Origin of the sequence: Nocardia alba NBRC 108234 (assembly GCF_001612665.1) — a bacterium.
GTDB classification, from domain to species: Bacteria; Actinomycetota; Actinomycetes; order Mycobacteriales; family Mycobacteriaceae; genus Nocardia; species Nocardia alba.
In genome coordinates this window covers 208,498-223,751 of the sequence record NZ_BDAX01000012.1, presented here as the reverse complement: position 1 = coordinate 223,751, position 15,254 = coordinate 208,498, and the positions used below count along the sequence as shown (strand labels likewise).

The 15,254-nt window shown below is 68.2% G+C and carries 15 protein-coding genes; 5 read left to right on the top strand and 10 right to left on the bottom strand.

Translation table 11 applies throughout. The features are described from left to right. Window positions 1-270 precede the first annotated feature (270 nt). Both NA12_RS15090 and NA12_RS34635 read right to left on the bottom strand, forming a co-directional pair. Window positions 271-1,329 (bottom strand): fused (3R)-hydroxyacyl-ACP dehydratase subunits HadA/HadB, encoded by a 1,059-nt coding sequence (locus tag NA12_RS15090; RefSeq protein ID WP_067450395.1) that lies wholly within the window; start codon window positions 1,327-1,329, stop codon window positions 271-273. 108 nt (window positions 1,330-1,437) lie between these two features. Further along, entirely contained in the window at window positions 1,438-3,225 is a 1,788-nt protein-coding gene (locus NA12_RS34635) for an Rv0361 family membrane protein (protein ID WP_243654762.1), read from the bottom strand. Between the two features lie 1,284 nt (window positions 3,226-4,509). On the opposite strand from NA12_RS34635, the gene NA12_RS15075 reads away from it, so the two are divergent. Both NA12_RS15075 and NA12_RS15070 read left to right on the top strand, forming a co-directional pair. Beyond that, window positions 4,510-4,944 carry a DUF3151 domain-containing protein gene (locus NA12_RS15075; RefSeq protein ID WP_067450531.1) on the top strand — a complete coding sequence of 145 codons (435 nt, stop codon included), beginning with the start codon at window positions 4,510-4,512 and terminating at the stop codon, window positions 4,942-4,944. Window positions 4,945-4,968: 24 nt separating this feature from the next. Continuing rightward, on the top strand, window positions 4,969-6,135 hold the full coding sequence (locus tag NA12_RS15070; protein ID WP_067450388.1) for an FUSC family protein: 1,167 nt from the start codon (window positions 4,969-4,971) through the stop codon (window positions 6,133-6,135). A gap of 7 nt (window positions 6,136-6,142) precedes the next feature. Here NA12_RS15070 and NA12_RS15065 read toward each other — a convergent pair whose 3' ends face one another. Genes NA12_RS15065 through NA12_RS15055 form a run of 3 tightly spaced genes read right to left on the bottom strand, consistent with a single transcriptional unit; the run spans window position 6,143 to window position 8,452 of the window. Next, the gene (locus NA12_RS15065) at window positions 6,143-6,997 is read right to left on the bottom strand and encodes a glycosyltransferase family 2 protein (protein ID WP_067450385.1); all 855 of its coding nucleotides are present in this window, start codon (window positions 6,995-6,997) and stop codon (window positions 6,143-6,145) included. 40 nt (window positions 6,998-7,037) lie between these two features. Next, window positions 7,038-7,826 carry a site-2 protease family protein gene (locus NA12_RS15060; protein WP_067450383.1) on the bottom strand — a complete coding sequence of 263 codons (789 nt, stop codon included), beginning with the start codon at window positions 7,824-7,826 and terminating at the stop codon, window positions 7,038-7,040. Next, window positions 7,823-8,452 carry a hypothetical protein gene (locus NA12_RS15055; protein WP_084472772.1) on the bottom strand — a complete coding sequence of 210 codons (630 nt, stop codon included), beginning with the start codon at window positions 8,450-8,452 and terminating at the stop codon, window positions 7,823-7,825. The genes NA12_RS15060 and NA12_RS15055 overlap by 4 nt, the downstream gene beginning before the upstream one ends. A gap of 248 nt (window positions 8,453-8,700) precedes the next feature. On the opposite strand from NA12_RS15055, the gene NA12_RS15050 reads away from it, so the two are divergent. Both NA12_RS15050 and NA12_RS15045 read left to right on the top strand, forming a co-directional pair. Further along, window positions 8,701-9,990 (top strand): adenylosuccinate synthase, encoded by a 1,290-nt coding sequence (locus tag NA12_RS15050; protein ID WP_067450377.1) that lies wholly within the window; start codon window positions 8,701-8,703, stop codon window positions 9,988-9,990. A gap of 1 nt (window position 9,991) precedes the next feature. Then, window positions 9,992-10,279, top strand: coding sequence for a hypothetical protein (locus NA12_RS15045; protein WP_067450374.1), 288 nt, complete (start codon window positions 9,992-9,994; stop codon window positions 10,277-10,279). Here NA12_RS15045 and NA12_RS15040 read toward each other — a convergent pair whose 3' ends face one another. The 3 genes from NA12_RS15040 to NA12_RS15030 all read right to left on the bottom strand — a co-directional run bounded on the left by NA12_RS15040 (window position 10,280) and on the right by NA12_RS15030 (window position 12,139). Continuing rightward, complete coding sequence (locus tag NA12_RS15040; RefSeq protein ID WP_067450370.1) at window positions 10,280-11,098, bottom strand: alpha/beta fold hydrolase; 819 nt, start codon at window positions 11,096-11,098, stop codon at window positions 10,280-10,282. A gap of 176 nt (window positions 11,099-11,274) precedes the next feature. Then, window positions 11,275-11,838: a methylated-DNA--[protein]-cysteine S-methyltransferase gene (locus NA12_RS15035; protein ID WP_067450367.1), complete on the bottom strand. Its 564-nt coding sequence runs from the start codon at window positions 11,836-11,838 to the stop codon at window positions 11,275-11,277. A 37-nt stretch (window positions 11,839-11,875) separates the two neighbouring features. Next, a complete protein-coding gene (locus tag NA12_RS15030) occupies window positions 11,876-12,139 on the bottom strand; it encodes a hypothetical protein (protein WP_067450364.1) in 264 nt (87 codons plus the stop codon). A 62-nt stretch (window positions 12,140-12,201) separates the two neighbouring features. Here NA12_RS15030 and yczR point away from each other — a divergent pair, with 62 nt between their 5' ends. Then, window positions 12,202-13,701 (top strand): MocR-like transcription factor YczR, encoded by a 1,500-nt coding sequence (yczR, locus tag NA12_RS15025; RefSeq protein WP_067450361.1) that lies wholly within the window; start codon window positions 12,202-12,204, stop codon window positions 13,699-13,701. Here the strand turns inward: yczR and NA12_RS15020 are convergent. Together NA12_RS15020 and NA12_RS15015 are read right to left on the bottom strand one after the other, a co-directional pair. Then, window positions 13,688-14,059 carry a hypothetical protein gene (locus NA12_RS15020; RefSeq protein ID WP_067450358.1) on the bottom strand — a complete coding sequence of 124 codons (372 nt, stop codon included), beginning with the start codon at window positions 14,057-14,059 and terminating at the stop codon, window positions 13,688-13,690. The genes yczR and NA12_RS15020 overlap by 14 nt on opposite strands. A 77-nt stretch (window positions 14,060-14,136) precedes the next feature. Continuing rightward, entirely contained in the window at window positions 14,137-15,234 is a 1,098-nt protein-coding gene (locus NA12_RS15015) for a CaiB/BaiF CoA transferase family protein (RefSeq protein WP_067450355.1), read from the bottom strand. Between the last annotated feature and the right edge of the window lie 20 nt (window positions 15,235-15,254).

Sequence of the window (15,254 nt, the reverse complement as noted above, 5' to 3'; positions counted from 1 at the left end):
AGTGCGGTGGTGGGGAGTGCGGTCATGGTTGACCTGGGGCTTGACGGTGAGGCTGGGAGTGCGGGAGCGGTGCGGGCCCGGGGGTTGGAGTGCGGCTGGGAGTGCGGGAGCGGTGCGGGCCCGGGGGTTGGGGTGCGGCTGAGAGTGCGGAAGGACTGCGGCCCAAGGGTGAGGTATGCCTGAGAACGCGGTAGGGCCCGTAGTTTCGGGGTGCGCTGAGTTGTGGAGTGCCGGTTGTTGCGGGTTCAGGGGTGGTGTGGCTGGGGCCGGTTAGGTCAGGCGGATTTCGGCTGCTGCTCGGCCGAAGAGTTTGCGGCCCTCGGAGATTCCGCTCAGTAGGACTGTGGCGGCGCGGCGGTCCGGGTCGATCGATTTGATCTTTCCGGAGAATTCGATGATGCCTGCTTCGGCGGGGGGAACGGGGACGAAGCCGGAGAAGCGGACGCTCAGCTTCTCGATGGCGGTGGGGTCGCCGAGCCAGTCGGTGAGGTATTGCGCGGCCAGGCCCATGGTGAGCAGGCCGTGCGCGACCACGGTGGGTAGGCCGGCCAGTTCGGCGGCGCGGTCGCTGAAGTGGATCGGGTTGGGGTCGCCGGAGACGCCCGCGTAGTTGGCCAGGTCGCCGCGGGTCACGCGGGCGGTGGCGGGGGGAAGTTCGGTTCCCTTTGCGAGGGTGTCGAATTCGGGGGTGGTGTTGACGGCGACGGGTTCGCGCGTGGGGAGCGCGGGGACAGGGCCGGTGTGGCGGACCAGGAGATCGCCGGTGTTCACACCGCCGATGGTGGCGGGGCGCGGGTGCATGCTGATGTTCTCGACGGCCTCGACGATATTGGGGTCGACCTCGATGCCGCGCCGGGCCACGATCGTGGTGGTGCCCTGCACGGCGACCTGGCCGTGCTGGTTGCGCAGCTTGAAGCCGACGCTGATGAAGTCGTTGTCGCTGAACTGGCGGATCGACTCGATCTCGATCTCGGTGCTGATCCGGTCGCCCGCCAGTATCGGGTGGAACAGCTCGAAAACCTGGTCGGTCTGCAGAACCTGCGACAGGTCGTACTCGGTGAGCACGCTGTCGAGCAGGGCGCGGGTGGCGGTCATCCCGATCACCGAGGCGAAGGTCGGCGGGGCGATCACCCCGTCGTAGCCGAGCTTGCGCGCGTCGACTTCCTGCTGATGGGCGGGGTGCAGATTCTGCACCGCGCGCGCGAATTCACGAATCTTCTCGCGGCCGACTTCGTAGTGATCGCGGACACCGAAACGCTGACCGACCGGCGTCGCATCCGGGACCACAGCATCGATGTCCGGCTGCGCCACTGTCTGTTCCCTGCTCATGATCCGGAAGACATTACTTGTTCACCCGGCTGGATCTCCAGTTATGTGTGACCCGTCATAGCAGTCAGCCATCGCGAAAAGAGACTGTTACGACGGGTCGACGCACGATCACGGAGTTCCCGCGGGGTCACACACCTTCCAGCTACCGTCGGTGCGCTGCAGGTCGAACGTTCGCGCCGTTCGCTTCGACGGATCCGCCGTGGTGTACACCGTGGCCTGGGCCAGGGCGGTATCGCCGGTGATCCGCACCGCGTCCACGCTGTCGACCACCGGAATGGAACCGCGCTCGGTCGAAACCTCGTGCACACCCTTGAACTGCTCGGCGGTGATGCCCTGATAGAACGTGTGCAGCTCGCCGCACGTGCTCGCTCGCAGGTCCTCCAGGTCACCGCTGCGCAGTGCGTCGGTGTAATCCCCGATCACCGCCTTCACCTGCCCTTCGGGCGAATCGTCGGCACCGCCCATCAGCGCCACGACCGTCGCGATCAGGGCGACGACCAGTACCGCGGCGCCACCGGCGGCCAACAGCCATTTCGACGACCGCTTGGTCGCGGGCGCACCGGCCTGCTCGCCCGGCCGGCCCCCGATCCGCTGCGGCGGCGCCACCTGCCGCTGCCCGTCGGCCAGTTGCTGAGCGGGTCTGGTCGGCTGGATATCGGCGGGTGACGGCGCGGATCCGCCCGTCCGCTGCGGTACGCCCGGACCGCGCGGCGGCGAGGGCTGTGTCTCCTCGACCCCGCGCTGATCGGAATCGACCGGTCCGGGACCACCGGGGGGCTGGTTACCCGCTGCCGCGAGACCGGCCGCCGCGGGACCGAATTGCTTGGGGCCCACGGGTCCCTGCTGGCCGGGGCCCTGCGGACCGCGCGGGGGTCCCTGCTGTGCGGGCCCCTGACCGTATGGGCCGAGACCCGGTCCCTGCGGGCCAGGACCGGCGGGACCGCCGAACCCTGGCTGTCCGGCCTGTCGGGGACCGGCCGGACCACGCGGCGTATTCGGCGGCGGCGTCATCGCGGGCCGCCCACCCGCGGTCGGCGTCACGCGGTCGGTCCCACCCGGTCCGGCGGTCTTCGCGCGCTGCACCGGCATCGCGGTGGTCGGCGCATCCGCCGCACTCACCGTCCGCATCGCCACGGTCCGATCTTCGGACCCGTCGGCCCCACCCTGGAGATCGGCGGTCTGGATCTTCTCGGTCGCGTCGACGTCGGTCGACTTGTCGCCCCGCGAGTTACCTTCTCCCGCGACGGCACTGGCCTTGACGACTGAAGGTCCGGCAACCGCGGATCCTGCGACGGACTCAGCTTTGGATTGTGCGGCCGGTGGTCCTGCTGCCTCGGTGTCTGCCGTTGGCCCGGTAGCCGAGGAGTCTGCGCCTGCGGGTCCGGTAACTGTGGACCCTGTGACCGAGTCGGCCTCGGTGTTCGCCGTCGCGGCCCCTGTCGGGTCGTCCTGCTGTTCCGCCGCGGCGGAGACACTCGAATCAGCTTCGGCGGCAGTGTCTTTTGCGGAAGTATCGCCGTCCTGCACTCGCGTGTCGGTGCCGTCTTCGGTGTTCGACTTCGAGGCCGTCGGATCCGACTTCTTGTCGGATCGACCGTCCGCTGTCGCCGCACCAGCGGCGACAGCGCCCGCCGCTACGGTTCCGGCGACGGCGCCGCGTGCGGTGATGTCATCCGGTGTGAAGTCGTCACCGAACTCCGCATCCGATGCCGCTGTGAGATCGGCCCTGTTCATCGCGGCAGTCGGCACATCGGCCTGAGCCGCTTTCGACTGGGAGCCACCCATTTTCACCGTGCGGTCGTCCGCCGAACCGCCGCGCGGCTGCGCCGGATTCCAGCCGGGAATCGACATCGAGGTCGTCGGCGCGTCCGGCCCGGCGGGCAATCCTTTCGACAACCCGGCCAGCGGAGACCCGTCCTCAGCTGAATCCTGTTCCGTCCCTTGCTCGCCGGGGCGGCCATTCGAACCCGGGGTCGCGTTCCCTTGCCGACCTGCCGAAGGCGATCCGCCACCGGGTCCACCGCGTGCGGTGCCACCCGGACCTGCGGGCTGCGCTCCACCATTCACGCTGCCCGGCCCGATCGGCTGGCGAGCAGTGGACGCATCGGCGTTTCCACCTGCGACACGTGGTCCGCCGGTCTGCTGCGAGCCGGGACCATATCCCGCGTGCGGTCCGCTCGCTTGCTGAGGGCCTGGCCCGCGTCCCGCCTGGGCCCCGCCTGCTTGCTGCGAACCCGGCCCGCGTCCGGCCTGGGGTCCGCCCGCCTGCTGAGGGCTCGGTCCGCGTCCCGCCTGGGGTCCGCCTGGTTGCTGAGGATCTGGTCCGCGTCCGGCCTGGGGTCCGCCTGGTTGCTGCGAACCTGGTCCACGTCCGGCCAGTGGCCCGCCGACATGTGGCGAACCGGGCCCGCCGCCCTGACCGGCCGCGCGTGGCGCACCCGGACCCGAATGCGGTTGTGCGCCAGGCGCATTGCCTGGACGGCCCGAAGGCTGCTGAGCGCCGGAAATACCACCCGGCCGTCCCGCGCCCGGACCATTGCTCGGACGCGCCCCGCCCGGCGCGAATCCCGGGCGGCCCCATGACTGCTGCGCGGGACCTGAAGGCTGTTGCCCACCGGGCGCATTGCCCGGCCGCGCGGGACCGCCCGGCCGTCCGGCGGCGGCGTTACCCTGCGGTGCGTGCGGCCCGACATTCGCGGATCCGCCCTGCGCCCGAGGCCCACCGGGAGACCCCGGTCCGCCTGCGCGCTGCACACCACCGGGCTGATCACCCCGCCCGCCGGGAGGCGGTGTCATGTCGGAACGTTCGTCCTGCACACGCGCGGCATCGGCGGGCTGACCCGGCAGGTCTTCTCGCCGGATCACCACCGTCTGATCGGGGCCGACCGGCGGCGTCGTCGCGCGGTCCGGCTCGGTGACCGAATTCGGTGCGCCGGGAGGGGACACGGACGAATCGGCACTCCGGCCGGGCGCGCCGGGCTCGGCAGACTCTGCTGCCGGATTGTTCTCGTCGGTCGGGTCGGACACCTCTGTACCCCTCGCTCAGGCTCGAACGTTGCACTCCGGGCTCAGCCTAATAGGCACAGCCGCGATGCGGTCCCAAGTCTCCCGCGCACGGCCGTGGCGAGGCGAAGTCGCCCTCGAACGCATGGCCGCGCGGCCGCGGTGCACAATGAACCCATGACCTCCTTCGGTGACCTGCTCGGACCGCAGCCGGTCCTCCTTCCCGAACTGATCGACGCCGAAGACGCCATCGCCGCGGGCACCGACCCGGTCGAGGTGGCCGCGCGGTTCCCGGCCGCGTCGATCGCGTGGGCCCAGCTGGCCGAGGCCGCGCTGGGGCGCGCGGGTGGCGAGGTGAACCACGACACCGTCGCGGCCTATGCCTTCGCCCGTACCGGTTACCACCGCGGCCTCGACCTGCTGCGTCGCAACGGCTGGAAGGGTTTCGGCCCCGTCCCGTGGAGCCACGAACCCAATCAGGGTTTCCTGCGCAGCGTCGGTGCGCTGGCGAGCGCCGCGAAGACGATCGGCGAGACCGAGGAGTACGCGCGCTGCCTCGACCTGCTCGAAGACTGTGATCCGCGCGCGGCGAACGAACTCGGCCTGGACTGAGCCGACGGTCGGGCCGAGCCGTAGGTGAGCGAACACAAGCCCTTCGTCGCCGTCGCCACGCCGGTTGTCGCGGCCGCCAAGGACACGACCGTCGGCCGGTACCGGTCGTCGATCGTGCGCCTGCGGCTCTCCGCGATCCCGATCATCCAGTGCGCGCTCGGCGCCGCACTGGCGTGGTTCATCGCGCACAACCTCGTCGGCCACATCGAACCGTTCTTCGCGCCGACCGCCGCGGTGGTCTCCATCGGTATCTCGTTCGGCGCGCGGGTGCGCCGGTCGGTGGAACTCGTGGTGGGTGTCGCGGTCGGCATCGGCATCGGTGACCTGTTCATCGCCCAGGTCGGGACGGGTGTCTGGCAGGTGGCCCTGGTGGTCGGCGGCGCCATGTCGGTGTCGGTCTTTCTCGGCAGCGGCGCGCTCATGACCATGCAGGCGGCGGGCTCGGCCGTGCTGGTCTCGACCTTGAATCAGGCGCCGGGCGCGGGTCCGAACCGCATGATCGACGCCCTGATCGGCGGCCTCGTCGGCGTGGTGATGGTGGCGCTGATCCCGCTGCACCCGGTGCGCCGGGCCCGCGAGCACGCCGCGGGCGTGCTGTCGGTGATGAGCAAATCGATGATCGCGTGCGCCGAGGGCCTGCTCGAACAGAACTCGACGAAGGTGGCGGACTCGCTGTCGGCGGTGCGCGGGACGCAGCCCCAGATCGATGCTCTGCGCGACGCGCTCGCGGGCGGCCGGGAGATCAGCCGCATCTCGCCGCTGTACTGGAATTCCCGAAAACGTCTGGAACGCATTCATAACGCGGCCGACCCGCTCGACAACGGCATCCGCAATACCCGTGTGCTGCTGCGCCGTTCCCTGACCCTGGTCCGCGACGACGAGGTACTCGATCCACGCTTGATCGACCTGGTCGACCAGCTGGGCCACGCCACCGACGTGGTGCGCAAGATGATGCTCGCCGATCCGGGCGAGCAACCCGATCAGGCCGAAGCCCTCACGGCGTTGCGCAGCGTCGCCAAGGGAGCCCGCCCCGAACTCGTCGTCGGGGCGGGGTTGTCGGCGCACGTGGTGTTCGCGCAGCTCCGCTCGATCGTGGTGGATCTGATGGTGGTGTGCGGAATGCAGCGCATCTCGGCGATCGCCCTGCTTCCGCCCACCGTGCCCAACCCGTATGTGACGCCGGAGGAGTAGAAGTGTCTCAGTCGCCTACCGGGGACACCCGAGCGCGCCCCGATTGCAGCGAGAAACGCTTGCGGTCGAAGTCCCACGCCCGGTAGATCGGCCACTGCGAGGTGTGCATGATCCAGGCGCCGGTGATCACCGCGCGATGGAACGGCACGACAGCGTAGCCCTGATTGGCGATGGTCTGCAGGCCGCGCAACTGGTACTTCCACCACACGTCCGGTGGGGTTTTGCGGCGGCGCGCGGAGATCTCGGCACGCAGGGTCGGCAGCTGGTCGATGCGCAACTGCGCCTTCGACAGGCACAGTGCCAGATCCAGGTCTTCGTGCAGGTCGCGACGGGTGGTGGTGGCGGCACGCACCTGGTCCCACGCCGAGCGCCGGATCGCCATATTGGCGCCGTGCACATTGCCCACGGGCTGGGTCTTGATCATCCCCAGCCGTCGCTGCCCACTGATCGCGGCCGCGAGGAAGACGCCGATCGGGGAGTCGTGATAGGTGCTGATGCCGGTCACCGCCATGGTGTCCGAGCAGGCGTCGAGGTGAGCGCGCACGGTGGCGCCCCACTCGGGGGAGACCAGGGTGTCGGCGTCGATGCGGCCGAGGTAATCACCGCGAGCCTTGTCGAAGCCGGTGTTGCGAGCGAACGCGACGCCGGGTTGCGGCTCGCAGATCAGCTCGATCTTGGGATGTCGGGTCGCGAATTCGGCGACGATCTCACGGGTGTTGTCAGTGCTGCCGTTGTCGACGACAACGATCTCGTCGATGGTGTCCTGGCCGACAAGGCGCTCGAGGCATGCGGTGATGCCCGCTGCTTCGTCCAGTGCCGGGATGACGACGGACAGAACAGCGGATGATCCGGTGGAGCTCATACGAAATTTCCGTTCCAGGGTCGATTCTGACCCGAGGCTATCAACGCCAGAAACGGGTCAACTGACCACCGTAGGCGGCCCACACCTCTGGTACCCCGGAGAATCCGAACAATGCGTAAACACTGTCGAAGAACAGCTGGCTGAGCGGGGTGAAGAAGATAACGGCGAACAAGATCAACATGCCGTACGGCTTGAACTGATCGAGCGAGCGCCGCGTCTGGTAACTCAGCGAGGGCTCGATGATCCCGTAGCCGTCCAGCCCCGGCACCGGCAGAATATTCAGCAGAAACGCGGTGATCTGCAAAAACGCCAGGAAGCTGAGCCCGCACCAGAACGCGGGCTGCTCGGCGACCGATCCGAAAGCCCGGATCACGATCAGCAGCACCACCGCGCACAGCGCGTTCGAGGCCGGGCCGACCGCGCTCACCAGGCGCTGCACGCTCGTCTTGAACCGCGTCGTATCCACATACACCGCGCCGCCGGGCAACCCGATCCCCCCGAGCGCGATGAACACCAGCGGCAGGGCGATCGACAGCACCGGGTGGCTGTACTTCAGCGGATTCAGCGTGAGATACCCACGCACCTCCACTTCGTGATCACCCGCCCGCCACGCCACATACGCGTGGGAGAACTCGTGCAGGCACAAACTGATGATCCAGCCGAACACCACGAGTACGAAGACGCCGACCTTGGCGCGCACCGAATCGACATCGGCGTCCCAGGCGAGCGCGCCGCCGCCCACGGCGATCAGCACGATCAGCAGGAAAACCGGGCTCGGCCGGACCGCGCTGTGCCCGGACCGCCGATCCGAGGGGAAGGAGTAGGTCATCGCACCAGGAGCCAGGGTTGTTCGAATCGATAGAACGTCGAGCGGGGAACGGCGCGTTCGGTGGTGATCCCGTCGCGGGTGACCACCGCCGCCGGCGTGCCGAGCTGGGCGGCGCGACCGGCGACCCAGGTGCGCTTGCGGAGTCCTTTGCGGACTCGCGCGCGGACGCCGGGCATGGTCATCGTCGGCGAGATCAGCATCGTGGTGACCTTGCCGGTGAACAGCAGCGTGTCGTCGACATACGCTTCGCCCTCTAGTTTCGCGGCGTCCACGCCGGTGATGCTCGCGCGGCCGACCAGCACGGTGCCGGTGTCGTCACGGATCAGGGGCGTCTCGATCGCTTTGCCCTCCACCGCTCGCTTCGCGGCGCCGTTGCCGGTTCCGGTCTGATAGACCCGCGAGGCGTAGGTGGTGTCGACCGGGACGAAACCGACTTCGACGTGCAACCGCTCGGTGCGCATCAGATGGGTGAGCACGGCGGCGAGCGAGGCATCGGCGCCGAGCACGATCAGGCGCGGCAGGCTGTCGGCGGCCAGCACGGGCAGCAGCTCGTCGATCACCGCGACATCGGGAACACGCCCGGTCTGGGTATTGGGTAAGGAGGAGAGTGCGATCGGGACCGGCATTTCACCGCATCGGAGAACGTGGGTACTCAAACTGCGGTACACCTTCCTCGGTCACGCAAGAACTCACTGCCGACTGGTAACCGTAACCGATCAGAGCAGGTGCGGTAGGGCGGGGTCGAACCACTCCGGCGGGGCAGGTCGACAGGACCTGATCAGGCGTCGGCTAGACTGTGCCTCCGGCCACCGCCTCAGTACGGCGGGTAGCTGCAGTGCCGCGTGTGCTGCCGTCGATCTGTAGGAGACTCCGAATGCCGGCAATCGTCCTCATCGGTGCCCAATGGGGCGACGAGGGTAAGGGCAAAGCTACAGACCTGCTCGGTGAGCGGTTGCAGTGGGTGGTCCGATACCAGGGCGGCAACAATGCCGGCCACACGGTGGTCCTGCCCAATGGCGACAAGTTCGCGCTGCACCTGATTCCGTCCGGCATTCTCACCCCCGGTGTGAAGAACGTGATCGGCAACGGCGTCGTCGTCGATCCCGGTGTGCTGCTCGACGAACTGGCCGGTCTGGAAGAGCGCGGAGTCGACACCTCCGGCCTGCTGCTCTCCGCCGACGCGCACCTGATCATGCCGTATCACGTGGCCATCGATAAGGTCACCGAACGCTTCCTCGGCAACCGCAAGATCGGCACCACCGGTCGCGGCATCGGCCCCTGCTACCAGGACAAGGTCGCCCGCGTCGGCGTCCGCGTGGCCGATGTGCTCGACGAGAAGATCCTCACCCAGAAGGTCGAAGCCGCCCTCGAGTTCAAGAACCAGGTGCTGGTCAAGATCTACAACCGCCGCGCGCTCGACCCGCAGCAGGTGGTGGACGAGGTGCTCGAGCAGGCCGAGTCGTTCAAGCACCGTATTTCCGACACCCGGCTCGAGCTGAACCTGGCGCTCGAGCGCGGCGACACCGTGTTGCTGGAAGGCTCGCAGGGCACGCTGCTCGACGTCGACCACGGCACCTACCCGTTCGTCACCTCGTCCAACCCGACCTCGGGTGGCGCGGCGGTCGGCTCGGGCATCGGACCGAACAAGATCGACACGGTGCTGGGCATTCTCAAGTGCTACACCACTCGCGTCGGCTCCGGCCCGTTCCCGACCGAGCTGTTCGACAACTTCGGTGAGTTCCTGGCCAAGAACGGCGGCGAGGTCGGTGTCACCACCGGTCGCGCGCGTCGCTGTGGCTGGTTCGATGCGGTGATCAGCCGGTACGCCACCCGCGTCAACGGGGTTACCGACTACTTCCTCACCAAGCTGGATGTGCTGTCCGGGCTGGACACGGTGCCGATCTGCGTGGCGTACGAGATCGACGGTGAGCGGGTCGAGCAGATGCCGACCACGCAGACCGGGTTTCATCACGCGAAGCCGATCTACGAGGAGATGCCGGGCTGGTGGGAGGACATCTCCCACGCTCGTACTTTCGAGGAGTTGCCCGCCAACGCTCAGGCGTATGTGTTGCGGCTCGAAGAGCTCTCGGGCGCGCGGATCTCGTGCATCGGTGTGGGACCGGGGCGGGATCAGACGATCGTTCGGCACGACGTTCTGGCTTGATGTGAGGCGACCCGGGTTGGTCGCGGCGGCGCTGCTCGTGCTGGCGGTGCTGCCGGGATGTGGTGCGCAGGAAGGTCCGGCTCCCGCGCCCAGCGTTGTTCCGGTGAGTTCGGTGCCGCCCGCGCAGACTCTCACTCCCGCACAGCAGCGCAACGAACGCATTCGCGGAATGCTCTACACCGCCGGTTGCACGAGCAACAGCTGCGTCCAGGCGTACTTCGCGTGTCTGGACGGCTACCTCACCGGTGAGCCGTGCCAGTTCTTCCGCGATCACCCACCGCCGCCCTGATTACCCTGTGCGGGTGAGGAATTCGCCGACAGCGGGGGCCAGGATCGAGATCTTGGGATTGTGGCTCACTCCGGTGAGTTCGGCGAATTCCGCATTCGGCAGCACCTGGGCGGCGGCCTTCGAGCCCTTGATGAGCAGCGGGGCGGTTCGGTCGCCCGCGAGAACGAGCACCGGGACCTCGACTCCCTGCCAATCGGCCGGGTCGAGCTTCTTGCCGCGCATGTAGGGCTTCATCACGGCCCAGTCGTGCGCGGTGGAGTTCGATGTCGCCGTCAGTGTCTTCCAGAACGGTGTCACCCGCATCGCGGCCACCATCAGCGACGGCATTCCCATCGCCTTGGTCATGTAGTAGCGCACGGTCTTCCCTCGATCGCCCGCGGCGATCATCGGGTGCAGCTTGGCGTCCAGATCCTTCGGCGGCACATGGCCTTTCGTGTCGACCACGAACGGCGGCTCGAAGGCGACAACCTCGGTGACGCCGGGCACGGACCGCGCGGCCAGCAGCGCCAGCACGGCACCGGAGGACCAGCCGAACAGCGCCACCTTCCCGCCCGCGGCCTCGGCGAGCGCGGCGATATCGGCGACCTCGTTGGCGGCGTCGTACACGCCGGGGGAGTCGGTGCTGTCACCGCGCCCGCGCCGGTCGTAGTTGAGCACGGTCAGCGCGTAATCGTCGGCCAGGGTCTGCGCGAGCTCGACCATCGTCGGGAACGCCCGGTAGCTGAACGCGCCACCGATCAGAATGACGGTTCCGGCTGTCCCCTCCCCGACCCGGTCGTAGGCGATCGTGGTGCCGTCGGCCGACGTCACAGTCTGCATGGGGATTCCTCTCGATAACGGGCCGCCGCGTTCGACGGTACGCGATCACCTCGACCGCAGGTCCGCGCGGGTTTCGCGGACCCGGTCGTCGACCCGAACCGGGTGGGTGGTGATCTTGTTCGTTGAGACGGGACTCGTCGAGCGGATTCATCGGTGGTCGGGCGGGGAAGTGCCGATCAGAACAGCATCGGTTCGCCGAACCCCGGCGTCCGTTCGATCTCCAGCAGCCGCGCCTTGGTGCCGATACCGCCCGGCGCCGAGAATCCGTGCAGCGCGTGATCGGCCGCGAGCACCCGGTGACAGGGAATGATGAGCGGTACCGGGTTGCGCCCCAACGCTTGTCCGACGGCCTGTGCGGAGCCGGGTGCGCCGATTCGACCGGCGATATCGCCGTAGCTGAGCGTGTGGCCGGGGTCGATCGCGCGCGTCACCGCGTATACCGCGCGATGGAATTCGGGCACGCCGCGCAGATCCACCTCGATCCAGCGCAGTGCGTCGACCGCTCCGTCGAGGTGGGCGCGAATCCCCGCGATCGCTTCGATGATCACGGGTCCCGGCGCGCTCTCCGGCACCGGTGACCCGTCGAACGGCCGAGTGATCCGGGCGAGGGTCTGCTCCTCACTCGCCTCGGGCAGCTGGAATCGGACGACGGTGTCACCGTGCCAGGCGATCGCGCACAGCCCGATGGCGGTGTCGAACAGTGCCGAGACCACCGTCTCGGTCTGCGTCGAGTCACTCATGGTCACAGTGTGCGCCGCCCCACCGACAAAGACATACTCACGCGGCTAGCGGTCCCTGTCGGGTGTCCGTCGAGTGGTCTTCAATGCCAGTTTTGGAAAACTGGACTGATTCTTCACCGATCTCGTGAGTACGCATCGCCTCTAGATCTCGGTAGAGGCGTTGCTCGTCGTAGGTGCCGAATGCCCGGTCATGCGGCAAATTATGAAAGGGCCAGAACGGCAGCTCGCCCTTCTTGGGGGAGAAGCGATAGACCGCCACCCCGAAGGCAGCGGCAACGGCGACGGCAAGAAAAGTGGTCATGCCAGTAAGAATCCACCGACTGGCCTTGCTTAGAAATATCCACTTAGGGAATACTGGACTTTATGGCGACAAGGGTTATCGGTGCGGCAGGCTTGGCTCGCGACCTCGGCCGGTGGCGTGACCCCGAAACCGGCGGCGACGCCGAACGCCGCCCGCACCGGCCCGCCTACCTGGCCCTGGCCGAGGCCATCCGACTGCTGATCCACGACGGCCGCGCGCCCCTCGGCGTCGCCCTGCCCAGCGAGCGCGATCTGGCGGGCACTCTCGGCGTCAGCCGCACCACCATCACCTCCACCTATTCGCTGCTGCGCGAACACGGTTACCTGATCAGCAGGCAGGGTTCGCGCAGTACCGTCGCGCTGCCGCCCGCGATCCAGCACGACGGCGCCAAGCCGAGCCGAGGGATCATGGCCCTGATGGCGCAGCCGGAACTGCCGACGATCGATATGACCTACGCCGCCATGCCGGCGTCCCCCGAACTCCACGACGCGTATTCGATTGCGCTACAAGGCATACCTACCTATCTCGGCACCCACGGCATGGACCCGGTCGGCATTCTCGCGCTGCGCGAGGCGCTGGCCCGCCGATACACCGCGCGCGGACTGCCGACAGAACCCGAACAGATCCTGGTGACGCTCGGCGCGCAACACGGACTCCGGTTGCTCCTCAACGTGCTCGCCTCACCCGGCGCCCGGGTGCTGATCGAGCACCCCTCCTACCCGAACGCCATCGAAGCGATCCGCGATGTCGGCGCCCGACCCATCCCGATTCCGTTGCGACCCGAATTCCCCGATGCCGGTTGGGATCTCGAAGGGCTACGCAGTACGGCGCGGCAGACCGCGGCCACGCTGGCCTACCTGGTTCCCGACTTCAACAACCCCACCGGCCTGCTGCTGGGCGCCGAGGGGCGTGCCGAACTGGCCGCCATCGCCCGCGACACCAGAATGACCATTGTCATCGACGAGTCGATGGGCGAACTGAGCCTGTCGGACGCGCCGATGCCGCCGCCGGTCGCCGCGTTCGCGAAGGGCTCCGAGATCGTCACCATCGGTTCGGCGTCGAAATCGTTCTGGGGTGGCCTACGCGTCGGCTGGATCCGTACCGGTCAGCCGCTGATCGCCAAGCTGCTCGGCATTCGCTCCACGGTCGACCTCGGCACCCCGGTGATGGATCAGCTGGCCACCGTTCACCTGCTCGAGAACGCCGAGCCCATCCTCGAACGCCGCCGCGAACAGCTGCGCGCCCAGCGCACCGCCCTGCTCGACGCGGTCGCCGAAGACCTGCCGGGCTGGCACATCGCGGTCGGCGCGGGCGGCATGTCGGTGTGGGCCCAGCTGCCGAGCCCGGTCTCCACCGCGCTCGCGGCCACCGCGCCCAATCACGGCGTATTGCTCGCCGCCGGGCCACGTTTCGGTGTTCAGGGCGCGTTCGAACGTTTCGTCCGGCTGCCCTACACCCACCCCGAAGCCGAGCTCCGCATCGCCGTCAAATCCATCGCCGCGGCCTTCGACGCGCTCACGCCCCGCGCCGCCGACCCGCTGCAACCGCTCACCTGCTACTGAACGCGCACGGGTTGTGCCCGGTAGAAGCCGGTTCCGGGCGGACGGTTTCATAGCCCGCCCCGAACATGAACAGCACCGAGGCCACCAGACCGAGCGCGGTCAGCGGCACCGCGACGGTGTTGCGTTCGGACGGATAGCGACAGAGCAACACCAGTAGGCACAGCAGTGACACGGCGGCGGCCAGCAGCATCCCGGTCGCGAGCCCGTTCAGCACGCTCACCATCACCGGTACCGGTGCCGCACTGTGGCAATGGTTTTCGGCGATCTGCGCGGTTCGGGCGTCGAACAGGCCCTCGGCCAGGATGAAACACAGGACTGCCGCTCCGAAGGTGGTGACCGCGATGAGGGCGGCGAGCACCTTCGGAGGGGTTCTGACGGTTCGGAACCTCGGCCTGGCGTCGATAGGGAGAACTTTACCGACGACAGGCCGACAAATCAGTCAGCCCAGACCGTTTCGATCGGTGTCGCGACGTTCGGCGGGGGAGTGGGCGTGCCGCCCGGAGTGCGCGAGAAGCGCGGCGCGGGCGCGTGCTGGACCACGCCGTCGATCTCGATCAGGCCGGTACGGGCCACGATGTGGGGGTTCTCGGTGGCCTCGGTGAAGGTGAGCACCGGTGTGGTGCAGGCATCGGTGCCGTCGAAGATCGCGGCCCACTCGTCGCGGGTCTTCGTCAGGAACTTGTCGGTGAACAGCTTGCGCAGCTGTTCCTGACCGTTCGGATCGATCTGCATCGGCAGACCTTCCGGATCGATCTCGAGCCCGGCCAGCAGTTCGGCGTAGAACTGCGGCTCGATCGCGCCGACCGCCATGTACTTGCCGTCGGAGGTCTCGTAGGTGTCGTAGAACGCCATGCCGGTGTCGAGCAGGTTGGTGCCGCGCTCATCGGACCACAGACCCATCCCGCGCATGCCCCAGATCATGTGCGACAGCGAAAGCGCCCCATCGACCATCGCGGCGTCGATCACCTGGCCCTTGCCGGAGTTCTGTCGCTCCACCAGCGCGGCGAGCACGCCGAACACCAGGAACATCGAGCCGCCACCGAAGTCGCCGACCATGTTCAGCGGCGGCACCGGCCGCTCGCCCTTGCGTCCGATGGCATTGAGCACACCGGTCAGCGAGATGTAGTTGATGTCGTGTCCCGCGCGCTCGGCGAGCGGGCCGTGCTGGCCCCAGCCGGTCATCCGGCCGTACACCAGGCGCGGGTTGCGGGCCAGCGTGTCGTCCGGGCCCAGGCCCATGCGCTCGGTGACGCCGGGGCGGAAGCCCTCGAGCAGGACGTCGGCCTTCTCGACCAGGTCGAGGATCTTGGCGACGTCGGCGGGGTCCTTCAGGTTCGCCTCGACGATCGTGCGCCCACGCCACTGCGGGCGTTCCATGAAGCCGGGTAGCTGGTTCGGGCGCTGCACGCGCACCACGTCGGCGCCGAGGTCGGCCAGCAGTAGCGCGGCGTGCGGGCCGGGCCCGATGCCCGCCAACTCGATGACCTTGATGCCCGCAAGGGGGCCCTGCTTGGCGGTGGACTCCGTGCTCACGCGGTGACCTCAGATCGTTG

Excerpts from the sequence above, each read along its gene's own strand:
- NA12_RS15090 (WP_067450395.1), bottom strand. The coding sequence starts at position 1,329 with ATGAGCAGGGAACAGACAGTGGCGCAGCCGGACATCGATGCTGTGGTC.
- NA12_RS15075 (WP_067450531.1), top strand. The coding sequence starts at position 4,510 with ATGACCTCCTTCGGTGACCTGCTCGGACCGCAGCCGGTCCTCCTTCCC.
- NA12_RS15065 (WP_067450385.1), bottom strand. The coding sequence starts at position 6,997 with ATGAGCTCCACCGGATCATCCGCTGTTCTGTCCGTCGTCATCCCGGCA.
- NA12_RS15060 (WP_067450383.1), bottom strand. The coding sequence starts at position 7,826 with ATGACCTACTCCTTCCCCTCGGATCGGCGGTCCGGGCACAGCGCGGTC.
- NA12_RS15055 (WP_084472772.1), bottom strand. The coding sequence starts at position 8,452 with ATGCCGGTCCCGATCGCACTCTCCTCCTTACCCAATACCCAGACCGGG.
- NA12_RS15050 (WP_067450377.1), top strand. The coding sequence starts at position 8,701 with ATGCCGGCAATCGTCCTCATCGGTGCCCAATGGGGCGACGAGGGTAAG.
- NA12_RS15040 (WP_067450370.1), bottom strand. The coding sequence starts at position 11,098 with ATGCAGACTGTGACGTCGGCCGACGGCACCACGATCGCCTACGACCGG.
- NA12_RS15035 (WP_067450367.1), bottom strand. The coding sequence starts at position 11,838 with ATGAGTGACTCGACGCAGACCGAGACGGTGGTCTCGGCACTGTTCGAC.
- NA12_RS15030 (WP_067450364.1), bottom strand. The coding sequence starts at position 12,139 with ATGACCACTTTTCTTGCCGTCGCCGTTGCCGCTGCCTTCGGGGTGGCG.
- yczR (WP_067450361.1), top strand. The coding sequence starts at position 12,202 with ATGGCGACAAGGGTTATCGGTGCGGCAGGCTTGGCTCGCGACCTCGGC.